9 protein-coding genes are annotated in these 19,121 nt (G+C 72.5%); 1 reads left to right on the top strand and 8 read right to left on the bottom strand.

Translation table 11 applies throughout. The features are described from left to right. The 4 genes from AB0B61_RS53830 to AB0B61_RS53815 form a co-directional block, all read right to left on the bottom strand. Positions 1-10,212 (bottom strand): SDR family NAD(P)-dependent oxidoreductase (locus AB0B61_RS53830; protein WP_358449449.1); only part of this gene is annotated, 10,212 nt, incomplete at its 3' end. A 131-nt stretch (positions 10,213-10,343) separates the two neighbouring features. Further along, on the bottom strand, positions 10,344-11,561 hold the full coding sequence (locus AB0B61_RS53825) for a type III PLP-dependent enzyme (protein ID WP_358449447.1): 1,218 nt from the start codon (positions 11,559-11,561) through the stop codon (positions 10,344-10,346). Then, on the bottom strand, positions 11,558-13,108 hold the full coding sequence (locus AB0B61_RS53820; RefSeq protein ID WP_358449445.1) for an AMP-binding protein: 1,551 nt from the start codon (positions 13,106-13,108) through the stop codon (positions 11,558-11,560). Before AB0B61_RS53820 ends, AB0B61_RS53825 begins: the two co-directional genes overlap by 4 nt. Positions 13,109-13,211: 103 nt before the next feature. Continuing rightward, entirely contained in the window at positions 13,212-14,774 is a 1,563-nt protein-coding gene (locus AB0B61_RS53815) for an AMP-binding protein (RefSeq protein WP_358449443.1), read from the bottom strand. Between the two features lie 108 nt (positions 14,775-14,882). Between AB0B61_RS53815 and AB0B61_RS53810 the strand changes: the two genes are divergently transcribed. Next, positions 14,883-15,125, top strand: a complete 243-nt coding sequence (locus AB0B61_RS53810; RefSeq protein ID WP_357951452.1) for a phosphopantetheine-binding protein — start codon at positions 14,883-14,885, stop codon at positions 15,123-15,125. A gap of 80 nt (positions 15,126-15,205) precedes the next feature. Here AB0B61_RS53810 and AB0B61_RS53805 read toward each other — a convergent pair whose 3' ends face one another. The 4 genes from AB0B61_RS53805 to rfbC are packed head-to-tail and all read right to left on the bottom strand — an operon-like array spanning position 15,206 to position 18,761. Further along, entirely contained in the window at positions 15,206-16,150 is a 945-nt protein-coding gene (locus AB0B61_RS53805; protein WP_358449441.1) for an ACP S-malonyltransferase, read from the bottom strand. Further along, positions 16,143-17,054, bottom strand: coding sequence for a proline iminopeptidase-family hydrolase (locus tag AB0B61_RS53800; RefSeq protein ID WP_358449439.1), 912 nt, complete (start codon positions 17,052-17,054; stop codon positions 16,143-16,145). Before AB0B61_RS53800 ends, AB0B61_RS53805 begins: the two co-directional genes overlap by 8 nt. After that, positions 17,051-18,166 carry a DegT/DnrJ/EryC1/StrS family aminotransferase gene (locus AB0B61_RS53795; protein WP_358449437.1) on the bottom strand — a complete coding sequence of 372 codons (1,116 nt, stop codon included), beginning with the start codon at positions 18,164-18,166 and terminating at the stop codon, positions 17,051-17,053. The genes AB0B61_RS53800 and AB0B61_RS53795 overlap by 4 nt, the downstream gene beginning before the upstream one ends. A gap of 4 nt (positions 18,167-18,170) precedes the next feature. Next, on the bottom strand, positions 18,171-18,761 hold the full coding sequence (gene rfbC, locus AB0B61_RS53790) for a dTDP-4-dehydrorhamnose 3,5-epimerase (RefSeq protein ID WP_358449436.1): 591 nt from the start codon (positions 18,759-18,761) through the stop codon (positions 18,171-18,173). Positions 18,762-19,121 lie beyond the last annotated feature (360 nt).

Genomic DNA, 19,121 nt, shown 5'->3' with positions numbered 1-19,121 from the left:
GCCGCGCCCGCCCCCGCCGCCCCCCCGCCACCACACCCCGGGTCCCGGCGCGGCCCCCCCCCCGCCCGGGGCGGCCCCCCCCCCGGCGCCGGAGACCGGCCGCATGGCCAGCGAGCCCACGCTGGCCAGCGGCGCACCCGTCGCGTCCGCCACGGTCAGCAGCGGCGCACCCGAGCCGTCGGCGGACACCCGGACGCGGGCGGCGGTGGCGCCGGTCGCGTACAGGCTGACGTCGCTCCAGCTGAAGGGCAGCTCAACTCCCGGACGGTCGGCCACCGTCGCCAAGCCGACCCGAGGATCCCCGGGCGGTATCGCCCTGCCGTCCCGGGGATCCTCGGTCGCCAGCCCGATGGCGTGCAGCACGGCGTCGAACAGCGCGGGATGCAGGCCGAAGCTGCCCGCGTCCGCCACCACGCCGTCGGGCAGCTCGATGTCGGCGAACACCTGGCCGTCACGCTGCCAGGCCGCGCGCAGTCCCCGGAAGGCGGGACCATATTCGGTGCCTTCGACCGCCAGCCGCGCGTAGAGGTCGCCGACGTCGATGGGCGTGGCGCCGGGCGGCGGCCATTCGGCCAGGTCGAAGGCGGGGCGTTGGTCCGCGACGGCGAGCGTCCCGGTGGCGTGCCGGGTCCAGGGCCGCTCGCCCGTGGTGGCCCGCGAGTAGACGGTCACCGTACGGCGGCCAGAGTCGTCGGGCCCGGAGACGATCACCTCGATCGTGACGGCGTCCCGCTCCCCCAGCACGAGGGGAGCCTCCAGGGTCAGCTCTTCGACGAGATCGCACCCGGCCTGGTGACCGGCCGCGACGGCGAGCTCGACGAAGGCCGTACCCGGAACCAGTACGGTGCCGAGGATCCGGTGATCGGCCAGCCAGGGGTGACCGGCCAGCGAGAGCCTGCCGGTGTACAGCGACCCACCGGTGTCGGGCAGCTCGACCGCGGCGCCCAGCAGCGGGTGAGCGGCGGCCTCGAGCCCGAGCGAGGCGGGATCGCCGCCGTGGTGGGCGAGCCGCAGCCAGTAGTGGCGGCGCTGGAAGGCGTAGGTGGGCAGATCCACCCGCCCGGCTCCGGCGAAGAAGGTGTCCCAATCCACCTTCGCGCCGCGCGCGTACGCCCGGCCGACGGCCGTGACCAGTTGCCCGGCCTCGTCCCGGTCGCGCCGCAGCACCGGCACCGCCACCGGCGCGGATTCCCGCTCGGGTACGCCTTCCTGTACCAGCCCCGACAGCACCGCGTCGGGACCCAGCTCCAGGAGGGTACGCACGCCCCGCTCGCGCAGGAAGGCGACGCCGTCGGCGAACCGTACGGGCTCACGCACGTGCCGCACCCAGTACTCGGCCGAGAACCGCGACACCGGCTCACCGGTCAGGTTCGACACCACCGGAATCGCCGCGTCCTGGTACTCCAGTCCGGCGGCCACCTCGCCGAAGGCGCCGAGGATCGGCTCCATGCGATGGGAGTGGAACGCGTCGCTGACCCGCAGCCGCCGGCACCTCAACCCGCGCCGGCCGAACTCCGCCGCCACCCGCTCCACCGCGGGCTCGTCGCCCGAGACCACGATCGAGGCCGGTCCGTTCACCGAGGCGATCTCCACCTGGCCCGCCACGTCGGAGAGCTCGGCCAGCAGCTTGGCGACCGTTCCCTCTCCCGCCGCGACCGCGAGCATCGCCCCGCCCGGCGGGAGGCTCTGCATCAGCCGGCCCCGCGCCGCCACGAGCGCGCACGCGTCCTCCAGTGACAGCACGCCCGCCACATGCGCGGCCGCGAGCTCGCCCACCGAATGGCCCATCAGGTAGTCCGGCACCATCCCCCACGACTCCAGGAGCCGATAGAGGGCCACTTCCACCGCGAACAGCCCCGTCTGGGCGTACAGCGTCTGGTCCAGGAGGTCCGGTCTGCCCCACATCACCTCGGTCAGGGGCACGTCCAGATGGCGGTCCAAGCCCGCCGCGACCGCCTCCAGGTGGTCCTTGAACGTGGGGAACGCCCTGGTCAGCTCCAGGCCCATCCCCACCCGCTGGCTCCCCTGGCCGGTGAACATGAAGCCCAGCCCGGCGCCCTCTGTGTCCCCGGGACCGCTCACGACGTCGACCGGCTCGGCTCCTTCGGCGACCCGCGCCAGACCCGCGACCAGCTGCGCCCGATCGGCCGCTACCACGACGGCGCGATGGCTCAGCAGCGGCCGGGTTCTGACCAGCGAGTAACCCACCCGCGCGGGGCTCACGTCCTCGGAAGCCGTCACGAAGTCCCGCAGCCGCTCCGCCTGCGCCCGCACCGCGTCCGCGCCACGCGCGGAGACCACCACCGGCGCCGGCGCATCACCAACCGGCGCGTCGTCCAGAACCGGCGCGTCGTCCAGAACCGGCTCCTCGACCGGCACGCCCTCGATCACCACGTGCGCGTTGGTCCCGCTGATGCCGAACGACGACACGCCCGCCCGGCGTGGCCGACCATCGCGGTCCTGCCAGGGGGTCGCCTCGGTCACCAGCGACACCGCGCCCGCCGACCAGTCCACGTGCGAGGACGGGGCGTCTACGTGCAGCGTCTTCGGCAGTACGCCGTGCCGCATCGCCAGGACCATCTTGATCACCCCGGCGACGCCGGCCGCGCACTGGGTGTGCCCGATGTTGGACTTGACCGTGCCCAGCCACAGCGGCCGATCCTCGGGACGGTCTTGTCCGTACGTGGCCAGCAGCGCCTGCGCCTCGATCGGGTCCCCGAGCGTGGTGCCGGTGCCGTGGGCCTCGACCGCGTCGATGTCGGCCAGGCCGAGCCCGGCGTTGGCCACCGCCTGGCGGATCACCCGCTGCTGGGACGGCCCGTTGGGCGCCGTCAGCCCGTTGCTCGCGCCGTCCTGGTTGATCGCGCTCCCTCGTACGACCGCCATCACCTGGTGGCCGTTGCGGCGCGCGTCCGACAACCGCTCCAGCAGCAGCAGGCCCACGCCCTCGGCGAACGCCGTACCGTCCGCCGCCTCCGCGAACGCCTTACAGCGCCCGTCCCGCGCCAGACCCCGCTGCCTGCTGAACTCCACGAAGATCTCCGGCGTGGACAGCACGGTCACACCGCCGGCGAGCGCGAGCGTGCTCTCGCCACGGCGCAGCGACTCGCAGGCCAGATGGAGCGCGACCAGGGACGACGAGCACGCCGTGTCCAGAGTGACGGCCGGACCCTCAAGACCGAGCGCGTAGGCGACGCGGCCGGACATCACCGAGCTGGAGTTGCCGGTGATCAGGTATCCCTCCACCTCCTCGGGCACGGGCCCGGGCCCGGTGCCGTAGCCGGTGGCGGAGGCGCCGACGAACACGCCCGTCGAGCTGCCCCTGAGGTCGCCGGGGTCGATGCCCGCGCGTTCGAGGGTCTCCCAGGCGGCTTCGAGCAGCAGCCGCTGCTGCGGGTCGGTGGCCAGGGCCTCACGCGGCGAGATCCCGAAGAAGGCCGCGTCGAAGTCTCCGGCCTCGTACACGAAGCCGCCGACCCGCACATAGCTGCTGCCGGCGCTCTCGGTGTCGGGGTCGTAGAGCCGCTCCAGGTCCCAGCCGCGGTCGGCGGGGAACTCCGACATCGCGTCCCGGCCGTCGGCGAGCATGCGCCACAGCGCCTCCGGCGAGTCGACGCCGCCGGGATAGCGGCAGCCCATCCCGACGATGACGATCGGATCGTCGTCGAGCGGGGCGGCCGGGGTGGCGACCGGCGCGACGGGGGCCGCCGCGCCGAGCAGCTTGCCCTTGATGTGCTGGGCGAGCGCGGCGGGCGTCGGATAGTCGAAGACCAGGGTGGCGGGCAGCCGCAACCCGGTGGCGGCGTTGAGCCGGTTACGCAGCTCGATGGCGGTCAGGGAGTCGAAGCCGAGCTCCTTGAACGCCCGGCCGGCGTCCACCGAGCCGGCGTCGGCGTGGCCGAGCACGGTGGCGGCCTGCGCCCGGATCAGGGAGACCAGCACCTGGTCGCGGTCGTTCTCGGGCAGCCCGGCCAGCTGCTGCTCCAGCGCGGAGGCGACACCGCCGGGTACGGCGCCCGCCGCGACGCCCCGCTGCGCGGGCGCGTGGACCAGGCCGCGCAGCAACGGCTGGACCCCGGCGGGGTCGCGGCGCATCGCGGCGAGGTCGAGGCGGATCGGCGCCAGCAGGGCTTCGTCCACCGTCAGAGCGGCGTCGAAGAGCGCCAGCCCGTCCTCGGAGGACAGGCCGCGGGCGCCCGACCGCTCCATCCGCGCTATGTCGGCGTCCTGCAGATGGGCGCTCATGTTGCTGCGTTGTTCCCAGAAGCCCCAGGCCAGCGACACCGCGGCCAGGCCGTGGGCACGGCGGTGGGCCGCCAGCGCGTCCATGAACACGTTCGCCGCCGCGTAGTTGCCCTGTCCGGCATCGCCCAGGACACCGGCCGCGGAGGAGAACAGCACGAACGCCGACACGTCGAGTTCCCGCGTCAGCTCGTGCAGATTCCACGCTCCGGAGACCTTGGGCCGCAGCACCGCGTCCACGCGCTCCGGCGTCAGCGCGGCCACCACGCCGTCGTCCAATGCCCCGGCGGTGTGCACCACCCCACGCAGCGGGGTCTGTACCTCGGCCAGCACCTCGGCCAGCGCCGCCCGATCGGCCACGTCACAGGCCACGACGCGCACCCGCGCGCCCGCCCCGGACAGCTCCTCCAGCAGTTCCGGCGCTCCGGTCGCCGAGATCCCGGACCGGCTCACCAGCAGCAGGTCCCGTACGCCGTGCACCGTCACCAGATGGCGGGCCACCAGCGCGCCCAGGCCGCCCGTGCCGCCGGTGACGAGCACCGTCCCGCCGCCGCCGAACGTGGGCGGCATCGACAGCACGATCTTGCCGGTGTGCCGGGCGAGCGACATGAACCGCAGCGCCTCACCGGCCCGCCGCACGTCCCAGACCCGGACCGGCGGCAGCTCCAGCGCGCCCCGCTCGAACAGGGCCATCACCTCGGCCAGCAGCTCGCCCAGGCGGTCGGGACCGGCCTCCATCAGGGAGTAGGGGAGGTAGCGCACGCCGGGGTGCGCGTCGGCGACCTGGCCGGGTTCGCGCAGGTCGGTCTTGCCGATCTCCAGGAACCGGCCGCCCCCGGACAGCATGTCCAGCGAGGCGTCGGTGAACTCCCCGGCCAGCGAGTTGAGCACCACGTCGACCTGGCCGAACTTCTGCGCGAACTCCAGCGTCCGCGAGGAGGCCACATGCTCGTCGTCCAGGGTCGTCGACGCCCACTTGCCGGGGCTCGCCGTACCGAACACCTCCGCGCCGAAGGACCGGGCGAGCTGTACCGCCGCCATGCCGACCCCACCGGCGGCCGCGTGCACCAGCACCCGGTCACCTGCTTTGAGGTCGGCCAGATCGGCCAGCCCGTAGTAGGCGGTCAGGAACGCCACCGGCACCGACGCCGCCTGCGCGAACGACCAACCGGCGGGCATCGGGGCCAGCAGCCGCCGATCCGTCACTCCCACCGGGCCGAAGGCCCCGTCCAGCAGCCCCAGCACCCGATCACCGGGCGCCAGATCGGCCACGGCCGAGCCCACCTCCAGCACCACGCCCGCGACCTCGCCGCCGATGGGCTCGCCGTGTTCGGGCACCATGCCGAGGGTGACGACCAGGTCGCGGAAGTTGAGACCGGCCGCCCGCACCGACACCCGCACCTCGTCCGGCGCCAGCGGCCGGGCCGCCTCCGGACACGGAACCAGGGACAGGCCGTCCAGGCTGCCCTTGACCGCCGCGTCCAGGCGCCATTCCGCGACGCCCACGGGCAGGGCCAGCGTGTCCTTGGTGGCCGCGCGGGCCAGCCTGGGCACCAGCACCTCGCCGGATCGCACGGCCAGCTGCGGTTCGGCGAGCGCCGCGAGCACGGCGGGCACCGGCACGTCGGAGTCGTCCAGATCCAGCAGGACGAACCGGCCGGGGTGCTCCGACTGCGCGGACCGCAGCAGGCCCCAGACCGGCGCGCTCGCCAGGTCCCGTACCTCCGCGTCGGGCCCCGCCGCAACCGCGCCGCGGGTCACCACGACGAGCCGCGCCGAGGTCAGCCGATCGTCGGCCAGCCAAGCCTGTACGAGCCCCAGCGCCCGATGCGTGGCCGACCGCGCGCCACCCACCACTTCTCCCGGTTCGGAACCGTCCGACCCGACGCTCACGAACGGTTCGGAGCCGTCCGGCGAGAAGCTCACGCTGTCCGACCGGAAGCTCACGAACACGGTGTCGGGGAGTGGATCCGCCGAGGTCAGCGCCGCCAGGTCCGCGAACTCGGCGCTCGCGACGCCCGCCCGGCGCAGACCGTACGGGTCCGGCCCGAGCACCGCGGCGCCCTCGGCCGACGTCGGCTGAGCGGCGGGCGCCGCCGTCCACTCGACGCGGAACAGCGAATCGCCATGGGCCACCGAGGCGGCGGAGAGCTGCTGCGCCGAGGCCGGCCGCGAGACCAGCGAGCGCACCGCGGCGACGGGCGCACCCGAGGCGTCGGCCAGCCACAGCGACAGGGTGTCGGGGCCCGATGGCGACAGCCGGACCCGTACGGCCGCCGCGCCCGTGGCGCGCAGGGACACCCCGGTCCAGGCGAAGGGCAGGCTCAGGCGATCGTCGGCGGGGTCCAGCAGTGACCCCGCGTGCAGCGCCGCGTCGAGCAACGCCGGGTGCAGGCCGTACAGCTCGGCGTCGCGGGTCGCCTGCTCGGGCAGCCTGACCTCGGCGAAGACCTCCTCACCGCGCAGCCACGCCGCCTTCAGCCCCTGGAACAGCGGGCCGTAGCCATAGCCGGCGTCGGCGAGCCGCTCGTACAGGCCGTCGAGGTCGGCGGCGGTCGCTCCCTCCGGCGGCCACTGGGCCAGGTCGAAGACCTCGGGAGAGTCATCGGGGGCGACGTACCCGCTCGCGTGGCGGATCCACGGCGCGTCGGCCGGGGCGTCCTCCGCCCGTGAGTGCACGGTGATGCCGCGTCGTCCCGCCTCCTCGGGCGCTCCGACGGACACCTGCAGCCACACACCGCCGCGCTCGGGTACGACCAGCGGGGCCTCCAGCGTCAGCTCCTCCAGCAGGCCGCAGCCGACCTGGTCGCCCGCCCGGATGGCGAGCTCGACGAAGGCGGTGCCGGGCAGCAGCGGCGTGCCCGCGGCCGCGTGGTCGGCCAGCCAGGGGTGCAGCTGGACCGAGAGCCGGCCGGTCAGGAGGGCGCCGCCGGATTCGGCGAGCGTCACGGCCGCGCCCAGCAGCGGATGGCCGGCGTCGGTCAGCCCCGCCGAGGCCACGTCACCGGCCGAGCCGCGGGTCTCCAGCCAGTAGTGCTGGTGCTGGAAGGCGTACGTGGGCAGATCGACCAGGCGCGCGCCGGGGAGGAGGGCGTCCCAGTCGACGGCCACGCCGCGCACGTACGCCTCGGCGACCGAGGTCAGCACGCGCCGCAGATCGCCTTCCCCGCGGCGCAGCGTGCCGCCGGCGAACGCGTCGGCCCCGGCCTCCTCGATCGTGTCCTGCACGCTCATCACGAGCACCGGATGGGCGCTCATTTCGAGGAACGCGTCGTGTCCCCCCGCGAGCAGCCCCTCGATCACGGCCTGGAACTCGATCGGCTGGCGGGCGTTGTGGAACCAGTACTCGGCGGTCAGCTCGCCGGTGTCCAGGACCTGACCCGTGACGGTGGAGTGGAACGGCACGTCTCCTGGGGTCGGGGACACGGTTTCGAGCAGCCGGGTCAGCTCTTCGCGCAGCGGGTCGACCTGGTCGCAGTGGGAGGCGACGGTGCTGGCCAGGAGGCGGGCGCGGACGCCCGCCGCCTCGTACTCGGCGACGAGTTCGGCGAGCGCCTGCTCGTCGCCCACCGCGGTGCACGACGAGGGGCCGTTCTTCGCGCCGATGGACAGCCGTCCGTCCCAGCGGGCCAGCCGTTCCTCCACCTCGCCGGCCGCCGCGGCGATGGCCGCGATCGCGCCCTTGCCCACCAGGCGCTCGGCGAACAGGCGGCTGCGCAGCACGATCACGCGTACGGCGTCGGCCAGGGTCAGCCCGCCGGCCACGTACGCGGCGGCGACCTCGCCCTGGGAGTGGCCGACGACGGCGGCGGGCCGCACGCCCAGCGACTTCCAGAGGGCGGCCACCGACACCATCACCGCGAACAGCGCCGGCTGGACGACCTCGAGCCGCTCCAGCGAGGGCGCGCCCGGCTCGCCGCGCAGCACGTCGAGCAGCCGCCAGTCGACGTGGGTCTCGATCTCCGCCGCGCACTCCGCCATGCTCCGGGCGAAGACCGGGGAGGTGTCCAGGAGGTCCACCGCCATGCCGGCCCACTGCGAGCCCTGGCCGGGGAAGATGAAGACGGCGCGGCGCTCCGCGGTGGCCTCGCCCTCGGTCACCTCGGCGGCGGGCTCGCCTTCGGACAGAGCGGTCAGCCCGGCGAGCAGGTCGGTCCGGTCGCCGGCGGCGACCACCGCGCGGTGCTGCCAGGTCGAGCGCGAGGTCACCAGCGAGTGGGCGACGTCGACTGGGCGAAGGTCCTCGTGTTCCGCCAGATGGGCCGCCAGCCGGGCGGCCTGCGCGCGCAGCGCCTCAGGCGCCTTGCCCGACAACACCAGGGGGACGACGGCCGGGGGCGGACCGCCGTCCCCATCCGGGGTGGCTGTTACGGGCGGCTCCTCCAGGATCAGGTGCGCGTTGGTGCCGCTCACGCCGAAGGAGGAGACGCCGGCTCGCCGCGGGGCACCGCCCGCGGGCCAGGGCCGGTGCTCGGTGAGCAGTTCGACCGCGCCGAGGGACCAGTTGACGTACGGCGACGGCTCGTCCACGTGCAGGGTGCGCGGCAGCACGCCATGGCGCATGGCCATGGCCATCTTGATCACCCCGGCGACGCCGGCCGCCGCCTGGGTGTGCCCGATGTTCGACTTGAGGGAGCCGATGCGCAGCGGCCCGCGTTCGCCCCGGTCGCGGCCGTACGTGGCCATCAGGGCGTGCGCCTCGATCGGGTCGCCCAGCTTGGTGCCGGTGCCGTGCGCCTCGACCACGTCGACGTCGGCCGGAGACAGGCCCGCGTTGCCCAGCGCCCGCCGGATCACGCGCTCTTGGGAAGGACCGTTCGGCGCGGTCAGGCCGCTGCTCGCGCCGTCCTGGTTGATCGCCGAGCCCCGGATGACCGCGAGCACGGGGTGACCCCGGCGGCGCGCGTCCGACAGCCGCTCGACCGCGAGGATCCCGACGCCCTCGGAGAAGCCGGTGCCGTCGGCGGAGGCGGCGAACGCCTTGCACCGGCCGTCCGCGGCGAGCACCCGCTGCCGGCTGAACGCGGTGTAGGTGCCGGGGGTGGACATCACGGTCACGCCACCGGCCAGCGCGAGGTCGGTCTCTCCGTTGCGCAGCGCCTGACAGGCCAGGTGCAGGGCGACCAGGGAGGCGGAGCAGGCGGTGTCGACGGTGAGCGTGGGCCCTTCGAGACCGAGGGCGTAGGCGATCCGGCCGGACACGACGCTCGGCGCGTTGCCCGTCACGAGATAGCCCTCGACCTCTTCCGGCGCCTTGTCCAGCCGGGGGCCGTAGTCCTGCGGCTCGGCGCCGATGAACACGCCGGCCTGGCTGCCGCGCAGCGTGCGCGGGTCGATGCCCGCCCGCTCGAACGCCTCCCAGGAGGCTTCGAGCACCAGCCGCTGCTGGGGGTCCATGGCGACGGCCTCACGCGGGTTGATGCCGAAGAAGTCGGCGTCGAACTCACCGGCGTCGTGCAGGAAGTGACCCGAGCGGACATAGGTGGTGTTGGGGGCGTCCGGGTCGTCGTCGAACAGCCGGTCGAGGTCCCAGCCCCGGTCGACGGGGAACCCGGTGAGGGTCTCCCCGCTCTCGGCGACGAGCCGCCACAGCTCTTCGGGCGTGGTGATCCCGCCCGGGTAGCGGCAGCCGACGCCGATGATGGCGAGGGGCTCGTCCGCCCGCGCCCCGGCGGGGACCGGATCGACTTCCACTGTCTCCGTGTCGGTCAGCCCGAGCACCTCGGTGAACAGGTAGTCGACGACCGCCTCAGGGGTGGGGTGGTCGAAGGCGATCGTGACCGGCAGTTCCGCGCCGACCGCCTGGGCCAGGCGGTCGTGCAGCTCGACGGCGGCCAGCGAGTCGAGTCCCAGTTCCCTGAAGCCGCGCTGGGGATCCACCGCGTCGGGGGCGTCGGGGAGCACGGTCCGCAGGACTTCGACCGTCAGGTCGTGCACCAGGTCGGCGAGGAAGCGACGCTGCTCGCTCAAGACACACACTCCGCTCACTCATGTCATTTCGTACGTGCGGTTGACGTCAATCCGGGGGGTGTCATACGTACTCGCGGCTGAAGTCGATCCAGGAGGTCATACGTACTGGCGGCTGAGGTCGATCCGGGAGGTCATTCGTACTTGCGGTTGAATTCGATCCGGGAGACGGACACCACCTGGTGGCCGTGCGTGATGACCTCGATGGGCGCCGGGTGGCCCAGGAACATCACGAGGCTCGCGGTCATGCCGTAGGCGCCCGCGTTGGGGATGGTCACGACGTCGCCGGGGGCCAGCGGGGGCAGCGAGACGTTCCTGGCGAGGATGTCGCCGGGGGTGCACAGCGGGCCGACCAGGGTCGCGGGCGACCGTTCGCCGTCGGGGGTGGCGCCGTTGAGCTCCACCGAGACCGGCAGGAGCCGCCCCAGGCCGGACATGCCACCGAGGGTGTTGATGCCGGCGTCCAGGATGACGAATCTGCGGCCGCGGCTCTCCTTGACGTTGACCACGGTGCAGACCAGCGTGCCGCAGTCGCCGGCCAGGTAACGGCCGGACTCGCAGGCGATCTCGGGCGTGCCCGCCCGCCAGCCGGCGAACTTCGCGTCGAGCACCGTCTCCAGCCCGGCGCGCAGGCCGCCGTACACGGGCCGCTCTCCCCCGGTGAGGTACGGCGCGGCGAATCCACCGCCGATGTCCAGCAGACGGATCGGCAGGCCCGTCTCCCGCTCCAGGCGCGCGGCCACCGAGATGGTGTGGTCGAACTCGGCGACGAGGCTCTCCTCGTCCTTGGAGTTGCTCAGCGAGAACAGGTGCGCCCCGGCCAGCCGGGTACCGGGCACCGCCCGGAGCTCGGGCATCAGCGCGGGGATCGTCTCCTCGTCGAAGCCGAACTGGGAGGGCGCACCGGTCATCCGGATGCTGGTGGCGGCGCCGGGCTCGGCGCTGTTGACGCGCAGCAGGCAGTCCGCGATCACGCCGCGCCGGGCCGCGACCTGTCCGACATGCCACAGGTCGGTGGGCGACTCGACGGAGAACAGGCGGACGCCGCCGTCGACGGCGACCTCCAGCTCCTCGGTGGTCTTGCCCGGTCCGGTGAGGAGCACCTCGGAGCCGTCGAAGCCCGCGGCGAACGCCGCGTTCAGCTCGCCGGTCGAGCTGATCTCGGCGAGCGCGCCGCCCTCGCGCAGCGCTCGCGCGATCTCCGGGTGCGGGTTGGCCTTGAAGGAGTAGAACAGCGAGAACCCGCCGGGCAGCGCCTGACGCAGGTCCTTCTGCGCGGCGGCGACGCGCTCCAGGTCGTAGACGTACAGCGGGGAGCCGTAGCGGGCGGCGAGCTCGGCGTACCAGTTCACGCGTGACCTCCGTCGAGCAGCAGGGCCAGCTGTTTGCGCTCGTTCTTGCCGTTGAGCGTCAGCGGGAAGCGGGGCAGGACATGACAGGCGGCCGGCACCTTCGCGGGTTCGAGCCGCAGTTTCAGCGCGTTCAGCACGTTGCCGGGCGTCAGATCGGCCTCGACGAAGACGATGAGGTCTCGGCCGTCGGCCGGGGGCAGCACCACGGCCGCGCGGACACCGGGGACGTCCATGGCGGCCGCCTCGATCTCGGTCGTGCTCATCCGGGTGCCCCGGCGTTTGAACATGTCGTCTCTCCGGCCTTCGAAGTACAGGTAGCCGTCCCGGTCGAGCCGGCCGTAGTCGCCGGTGTGCAGGCGGACCTCGCCGGTGACCGGGTCGCGGCGGTAGGCGCGCGCGGTGAGCTCGGGATCGCGCCAGTAGCCGGCCATCACGTTGGGACCGGCGACCACGATCTCCCCGGTCTCCCCGGCCGGCAGCGGCCGTCCCGCGCCGTCGAGGATCTCCACCCGGGTGCCGGGCAGTGGACGGCCGACCGCGCCGGGCCGGTCCCGGTCGAGCTCCGGCTCCATGATCGTGACGCGCTTGCACTCGGTGATGCCGTACATGCGCACCACCCGAGCGCCGGGAGCGCAGGCGCGCAGGCTTCGGATGGTCGCCTCCGGCAGCGCGGCCCCGGTGTTGGTGAACATCCGCACCTTCGACACCGAGCCGGTCGCCCGCCGGGCCAGGGTCGCGATCATGCCGCCCAGGGACGGGACGACGGGTACGACGGTCGCGCCGGCGTCGCTGATCTGGCCGAGCAGGGTCAGGTCGGATCCGTCCTGGGCCAGGACCAGCTCGGCGCCGCCGAGCGCGGCGAGGAAGATCTGGTAGAGGCCGTAGTCGAAGGACATCGGGAGCCGGCAGAAGACCACGTCGTCCGGCTCGTATCCGAGCACCGCGTTGATCGCCGAGGCGGCGAAGGTGACCTGCGCGTGCGGGCAGATCACCCCCTTGGGCGCGGCGGTGCTGCCCGAGGTGTAGATCAGGATGGCGACGTCCGAGGGCAGGACCTTGACCGGCTCACGCGCGGCCGGCTCACGCGCGACCGGCTCACGCGCGACCGGCTCGTGCGCCAGCGGCCCCACCAGCTCCTCGACCTCGGGCCAGAAGTCGTCGAGGTCGCGCACCGGCACGGTGGCGACCTCGCGCATGGCCTCGCCGCCGCCGATGACCAGCCTGGGCTCCGCGTCCTGCAGGACGGAGCGGAGATGGAAGGCCTTCATCTCGGGGTGCAGCGGCACGAAGACGGCGCCGAGCCGCGAGATGCCGTAGACGATGGGCACCGTCTCCCGCCGGTTGGGCAGCTGCACGATGACCCGATCCCCCGGGCCCACGCCACTGGCCGCCAGCCGGCGGGCGACGGCGTGGCTGAGCTCGCCGACCCTCTGGTAACTCCACGCGCCGTGCGCGTCGCGGACCGCGTCGCCCTCGGGGCTCGCGTCCATGGCCTCGTCGAGCAGATCGTGGATGAGGCCCGATCGAAGAAACCGCGTCCCGTCCATTATCGTCCTCCCGCCCGTGTGGGAAAAGGAATTTCCAGGAATGTCGATCAATGAAAAGCAAATCACTGAAAATTTATCCCGAACCCTGTTTTCCAATAGACCCCTACCGACCCCCTAAAGCTCCCCTCCCCTCTTCCGCGACCCGCTCACGTTTACCCACCAGGCCCGCGGCCAGCTCCCGCAGACCCGCTCTGTCGACTTTTCTGTTGGGATTCAGCGGCAGCTCGTCGAGATAGCGATAGTGCCGCGGAATGAGACCGGCCGGCAGCGTCTCGACGAGCCGGGTGGTGAAATCGGTCGGCGGCAGCCGAATGCCGGTGTAGAACACCACGGGCACGGCGGTGCCGTTGTTCTCGGCACTCACGGTGACCGCGTCCGCCACCCCGGCGACGCCGCGCACGGCGTGATCGATCTCGGCCAGCTCGACCCGCCAGCCGTGCACCTGCACCTGGGCGTCGGCCCTGCCGAGGTAGACGAGTTCGCCGTTGTCCGCGACCCGGACGCGGTCGCCGGTGTTGTACCAGGTGTGGCCGTCCCGCTCGACGAATCGGCCCTTGTCGTCGGCCGGATCGAGGTACCCGGGCGTCAGCTGCGGCCCGGTGATCCACAGTTCTCCCTCGTCGTGGACGGTCTGGCCGTCCTCGTCCACCAGGAGGTGGCCGTGGCCGGGATGCACCGTGCCGATCGGGGACAGGCCGTTGACGCAGCGGCCGGGCGAGGTCTCCCCCGACCAGCGGTGACCGGTGATCGTGATCGTCAGCTCGGTCGGGCCGTAGAGGTTCTCCACGGTGGAGGCGCTCGCGGCCCGCTGCCAGTCGACGGCGTCCGCGCACTTCAGCGCCTCCCCGGCGAAGAAGCTCCAGCGCAGGGTGGGCATCGCCGCCGCGCCGAGCCCGCCCGTCCTGCGCACCAGGGAGATCGCACTGGGGGTGGAGAACCACACGGTGATCCCCTGCTCGGCCAGGAAGCGGGGCAGGTCGCCGTACGCGTGCGGCGGCACGGCCACCGCGGTCCCGCCGGCGGACCAGGCGCAGAACAGGTCGAACATCGCGCAGTCGAAGGTCAGGTCGAAGGTCTGCGAGAACACGTCGTCAGGGGTGAAGTCGTAGCGTCCGGCCAGCAGCTGGAAGTAGTGCGCGGTGTTCCCGTGAGTGATGGGCACCCCCTTGGGACGGCCCGTCGACCCCGAGGTGAACAGCACGTACGCGGTGTCGGCGGGGTCGACCGGCCGCGGCGCGGCCAGAGCCCGCCCGCCGCCGAGCGCGTCGGGGGTGAGGACCAGCACGTCCACCCCCTGGGCACGCAGCTCCGCCGCCCGCTTCTGACCGCGGTCATCGACGATCAGCGCCGACACCCCGGCGGCCTCGATCATCTGGCGCGTACGGGCCGCCGGGAAGTCCGGCTGGAGCGGCACCACCGCCGCGCCCGCGTAGAGACCGGCGAGGAGGCCGGCGTAGGCCGTGCCCCCTTTGTCCGCCAGAACCCCTACGGCGCCGAGCGGGCGTGGCGAGGCCCGCAGCAGCGCGCCGGCCCAGCGCAGAGCCGACCGATGGAGCTCGGCGTAACTCGCCGTGTCCGGCCCGACCCGGAAGGCCGGTCGCTCCGGCGCCATGCCCAGACCGCGCAGAAAATGCGCGTACAGGGGTCGTGAATAATCTGCGCTCATCTGAACCACCCATTATGGACATTCGCCTTGCCGCCGGATAGCGTCGGCGCCGTGGGCTCTTTCGCGATAACCCGAGATTCGCGATAAGGAGAAAGGAAATCAGCTGTCATGTGGGATGCCCGTTTCGAAGAACTGCTGCGGCCGCTTCTGCCGTTTCTGCCGCCTGATGACAAGCTCGCCGAAAATGCGGATCTTCCCGGTCTCGGCCTCGATTCGCTCGGCATCGTCGAGCTGCTGGCCGCGCTCGAGGAGACGTACGGCGTGCGATTCAGGGACGAGGCGCTGACGAAGGAGACGTTCGCGACTCCGGGCACGCTCTGGAAAGTCCTGTCGGGGATTCCCGCGACCTGACCGACCGCCGCCCGGCCGACGGCCGCCCGACTGGCCGCCCGCCTGATCGACCGGCGCCTGACGAGGTCCACGGGGCCTCGTCAGGCCGATGGGACCGGTGGCCGCGGCAGCACCGCCATCCTCGGGTTCACCGGGACCACGGTGAAGCTGCGCGTGGTGACCGGAACCCGGCCGAACATGGCGTCCTGGCCGCTGACGACGACCTTCGTGACGTTGAGCCGCCGCAGCGTGGCCACCACCTCGGGCCAGCGCAGCGGCCGGACGAAGCCGTCGAGCACCATGGCCCGCACGCCCGCCGCGCCGGTGAGCAGCTTCCCGTCGTGATCGTCGACGATCGGCAGCCGCGGGTCGGTGAAGCGCAGCGCGCCGAACACCTCTTCCTCGGCCCTCTTGCGCAGCGGCTCCAGCACGGCGGAGTGCATGGGCGGCCGCATCCTGTACAGCGGCAACCCGCCGAGCGCCCGGATCCTGCCTTCCAGCCGCGCCGCCTGCCGCTCCCGCACCGAGACCATGTAGAAGTCGTGGTCGATGTAGCAGGAGATGTCGTGCCATTCCCCCTGCTCGCGTAGTTCGGCCAGCAGCTCGCTCAGCTTGTCCTCAGGAACCCGGACGAAGGAGCAGGTGACGAGGTCGCGGTGCTCGTGCGCGAAGTAGTCCGCCGTACACCGGGCCAGTTCGGCGGTCATGCGCACGGCGTCGGGGAACGACAGCGCGCCCGAGTAGGCGGCGGCCGCCTTGCCGCCGAAGCTCGGGCCCGCGCACACGTGCGGGGAGATGTCCAGCGTCCGCTCGGCCCACTCGGCCAGGGCCAGGCTGTTCACCAGGAACGCCACCTGGGCCGCCTCCGAGTAGTCGTCCTCGGAGGCGCGGAAGCGGTCGGCCAGCGAGTAGCCGAGCACCTCGTCGGCCAGGGCGACCAGCCGCCTCGCGGCGGGGTCGCCGAGCATGAACGCCTCGACGTCGGTGAACCGGGTGGGTCCCATCCCGGGGAAGACGATCGCGGTCCGCATGTCCACTTCACTCACCCAGGCCCTTCAGGAAGTCGATCAGCACCTGGGTGAACCGTTCGGGCTCCTCCAGGTGCGGCGTGTGGCTGGACTCCTCGAAGACCTCCCACCGCACGTCGGGGATGAGGTCGAAGTACGGTCGCACGGTGGCGGGCGTGGCCTCGTCGTGCCGCCCGGAGATGAGCAGCGTGGGCACCTGGATGTCCGCGACGCGGTCCTCCACGCCCCAGTCACGCAGCGAGCCGATCACGTGGAACTCGCTGGGGCCGTTCATGGCGTAGTAGACCGTCGGGTCGTTGTAGATCTCCATGAACGTGGCGACGAACTCGCGCGGCCAGGGGTCCAGGGTGCAGACGTGCCGGTTGTAGAAGACCATCATCGCGTCGAAGTACTCCTGGGAGTCGGTCGTGCCCGCGGCCTCGTGCCGGCGCAGCGTCTCGTCGACGCCGTCGGGCAGCCGGTCGCGCAGCACCCGCATCTCCCTCAGCCAGAGCCGGTAGGAGGCGGGGGCGTCGGCGATCACCAGGCCGCGCAGGCCGTCCGGTCGCGCCGAGGCGTGCAGGGCGGCCAGCATGCCGCCCCACGACTGTCCGACCAGCACGTAGTCGTCACCCAGCTCGAGCCGGCGCAGCAGGTTGTCCAGCTCGTCGAGGAACAGCTGCGGCGTCCAGAACTCGGCCCCCTTGCCGGGCAGATGCGTGGAGCCGCCGTTGCCGAGCTGGTCGTAGTGCACGACGGGCCAGCCGTGCTGGGCGAGGACGGCCAGGCCGACCAGATAGTCGTGCGTGCTGCCGGGGCCGCCGTGCAGGACGACGACGGCCGGACGGCCCGCGCCGCCCGGCTCGCCGGTGATCCGGTACCAGGTCCGGTGTTCCCCGAACGGCACCGTGCCCTTCGTGTGGACGGCGGCGGGCGCGGTCACCAGCCCCGCCTGACGGTGTCCGCGATGTGCGCGCGCTGCTCCTCGGTGACCCACCAGCCGACGGGCACGCACACCACGCGCGGGGCCACGTGGTCGAGGCCGGGCAGCAGCGACGCGTACGGGCGCATGACCGTGTGCAGGTCGTTGCGCTCGTGCACGTTGCTGACCATGATCCCGGCCTCGTCCATGCGCTTCATGAAGCCCTCGCGGTCCTCCACCTTCATCGGATAGATCCAGAAGGAGGACTGGCGGTCGGCGGCCCGCTCGGTCAGCTCGAGGCCGGGGACGCCGGCCAGCTCCCGGTCGTAGAAGGCGGCGTTGGCGCGGTGCCGGGCCACCACCTCCTCCGCCCAGGCCAGATTGGCCAGGCCGATCGAGGCGTTGATGTCGTTCATGTGGAACTTGAAGCCCCACTCCGTGACGTCCGGCGGGTTGCGCAGCCGGTCGGCCGTACGGTCGATGCCGAACCAGCGCAGCCGCTCGGCGCGCCGGCGCAGCTCCTCGCTCGGCAGGACGAGAGCGCCCCCGTCGCCGCAGGTCAGATGCTTGATGGCCTGGAAGCTGAACACGCACAGGTTGCCGTGGCTGCCGATGGGCGCGCCGCGGTAGGTCGCGCCCCACGCGTGCGCGCAGTCCTCGATCACCGGCGGGCGGAAGCCGAACCTGGCCTCGGCCTCATCGAGGATCGCGCGGAGACGGTCGAGGTCGAGGGGGTAGCCGCCGAAGTGCACGATCATGATCGCCCGTGTCTTCGGCGAGATCTTGCGGGCCAGGTCGTCCAGGTCGACGTTGAGGGTGGCCGGGTCGATGTCCACCCACTTGACGCGCAGCCGGTTGGCCATGATCGCCCAGTTGGTGGCCTCCATGGTCAGCGGCGTGGACAGCACCTCGCCGCCGTCGTCGTCATCCTCGCGGGCGACCATGTGCAGGGCGAGGTGCAGGCCGGCCGTGGCGCTGTTGACCGTGACGACCTCGTCCCGGCCGATCCGCCCGGCGATGGCCCGCTCGAACTCCTGGACCTTGGCGCCCTGGCCGATCATGCCGCTGCCGATGACCTGGGCGGCCATGGCCGGCGCCTCGGGCGACATCGCCACCCGGAACAGTGGGATCATGCCGTCACCTCGTGAGCGTGAGATCGTCGAGTTCGGCGTACAACGCCCGGCACTCGGCGAGGGTGGGCAGCAGCCCGAGCTTCTCGGCCTCGAGCAGGGAAGGCGCCGCCGCGTCCTTGTCGGAGCGCACGGGCTCGGGGTCGGTGGGCCAGGGCAGGCCGAGTTCCGGGTCGAGCGAGTTGATGATGACCTCCGAGCCCGGTGACCAGGTGCTCGAGCACATGTACACGACGGTCGCCTCGTCGGTCAGCGGCGCGAACCCGTGCGCCAGCCCTTCCGCCAGGTACAGGGCGTGCCGGTTCGCGGCGGTCAGCTCGACCGCGACATGCTCCCCGTACGTGGGCGAGCCGACGCGGATGTCGAGCACGATGTCGACGATGCCGCCCTGCGCACAGCTGACGTAACGGGCCTGGCCCGGCAGCGCGATGGCATGCATGCCGCGGATGGTCCCGCGCCGGGACAGCGAGCAGTTGAGCTGCGCGACCGACAACCGATGGCCCACCGCTCGCTCGAACACCGGCTGGCTGAACACTTCGAGGAAAACTCCCCGATGATCGGAGTGGACGTCCGGGGTGATCAGGAAAGCTTTCTCCACGCCAAGCTCGGCTATCTCCATGTGCGTGCCTTTCAGCCATAGGAAATCTGGCCGTACGTCGAAATGACGGCACCATGATTGGCCGCCCAAGACGCGCGGAACAACCCCTACCGGCCCCCCTAGCGACAACTATGGCGCAATATGCGATAAAGCCATTGTTTTTCGGAACGTTCCCACTCCGCAGGGCCGGCGTCGGCGGCCGGACGACCCGGATGCGCATCGCCACCGGGCCTGACGTGCGGACGTGATCGCAGCGCAGGCGGCTTCGCCCACGAGGCCGCGAGGCGGAACAGCCCCGAGACGATGCCGTTCACCCTCGCCCGGCAACGCTACAGGGCGCTTAGGGGGACTGGTAAGGGT

It is taken from the genome of Nonomuraea sp. NPDC049158, from assembly GCF_040648335.1.
GTDB lineage: Bacteria > Actinomycetota > Actinomycetes > Streptosporangiales > Streptosporangiaceae > Nonomuraea.
The sequence above is the reverse complement of the archived record's forward strand: the minus strand, read 5'-3'. Positions and strand labels throughout refer to the sequence as shown.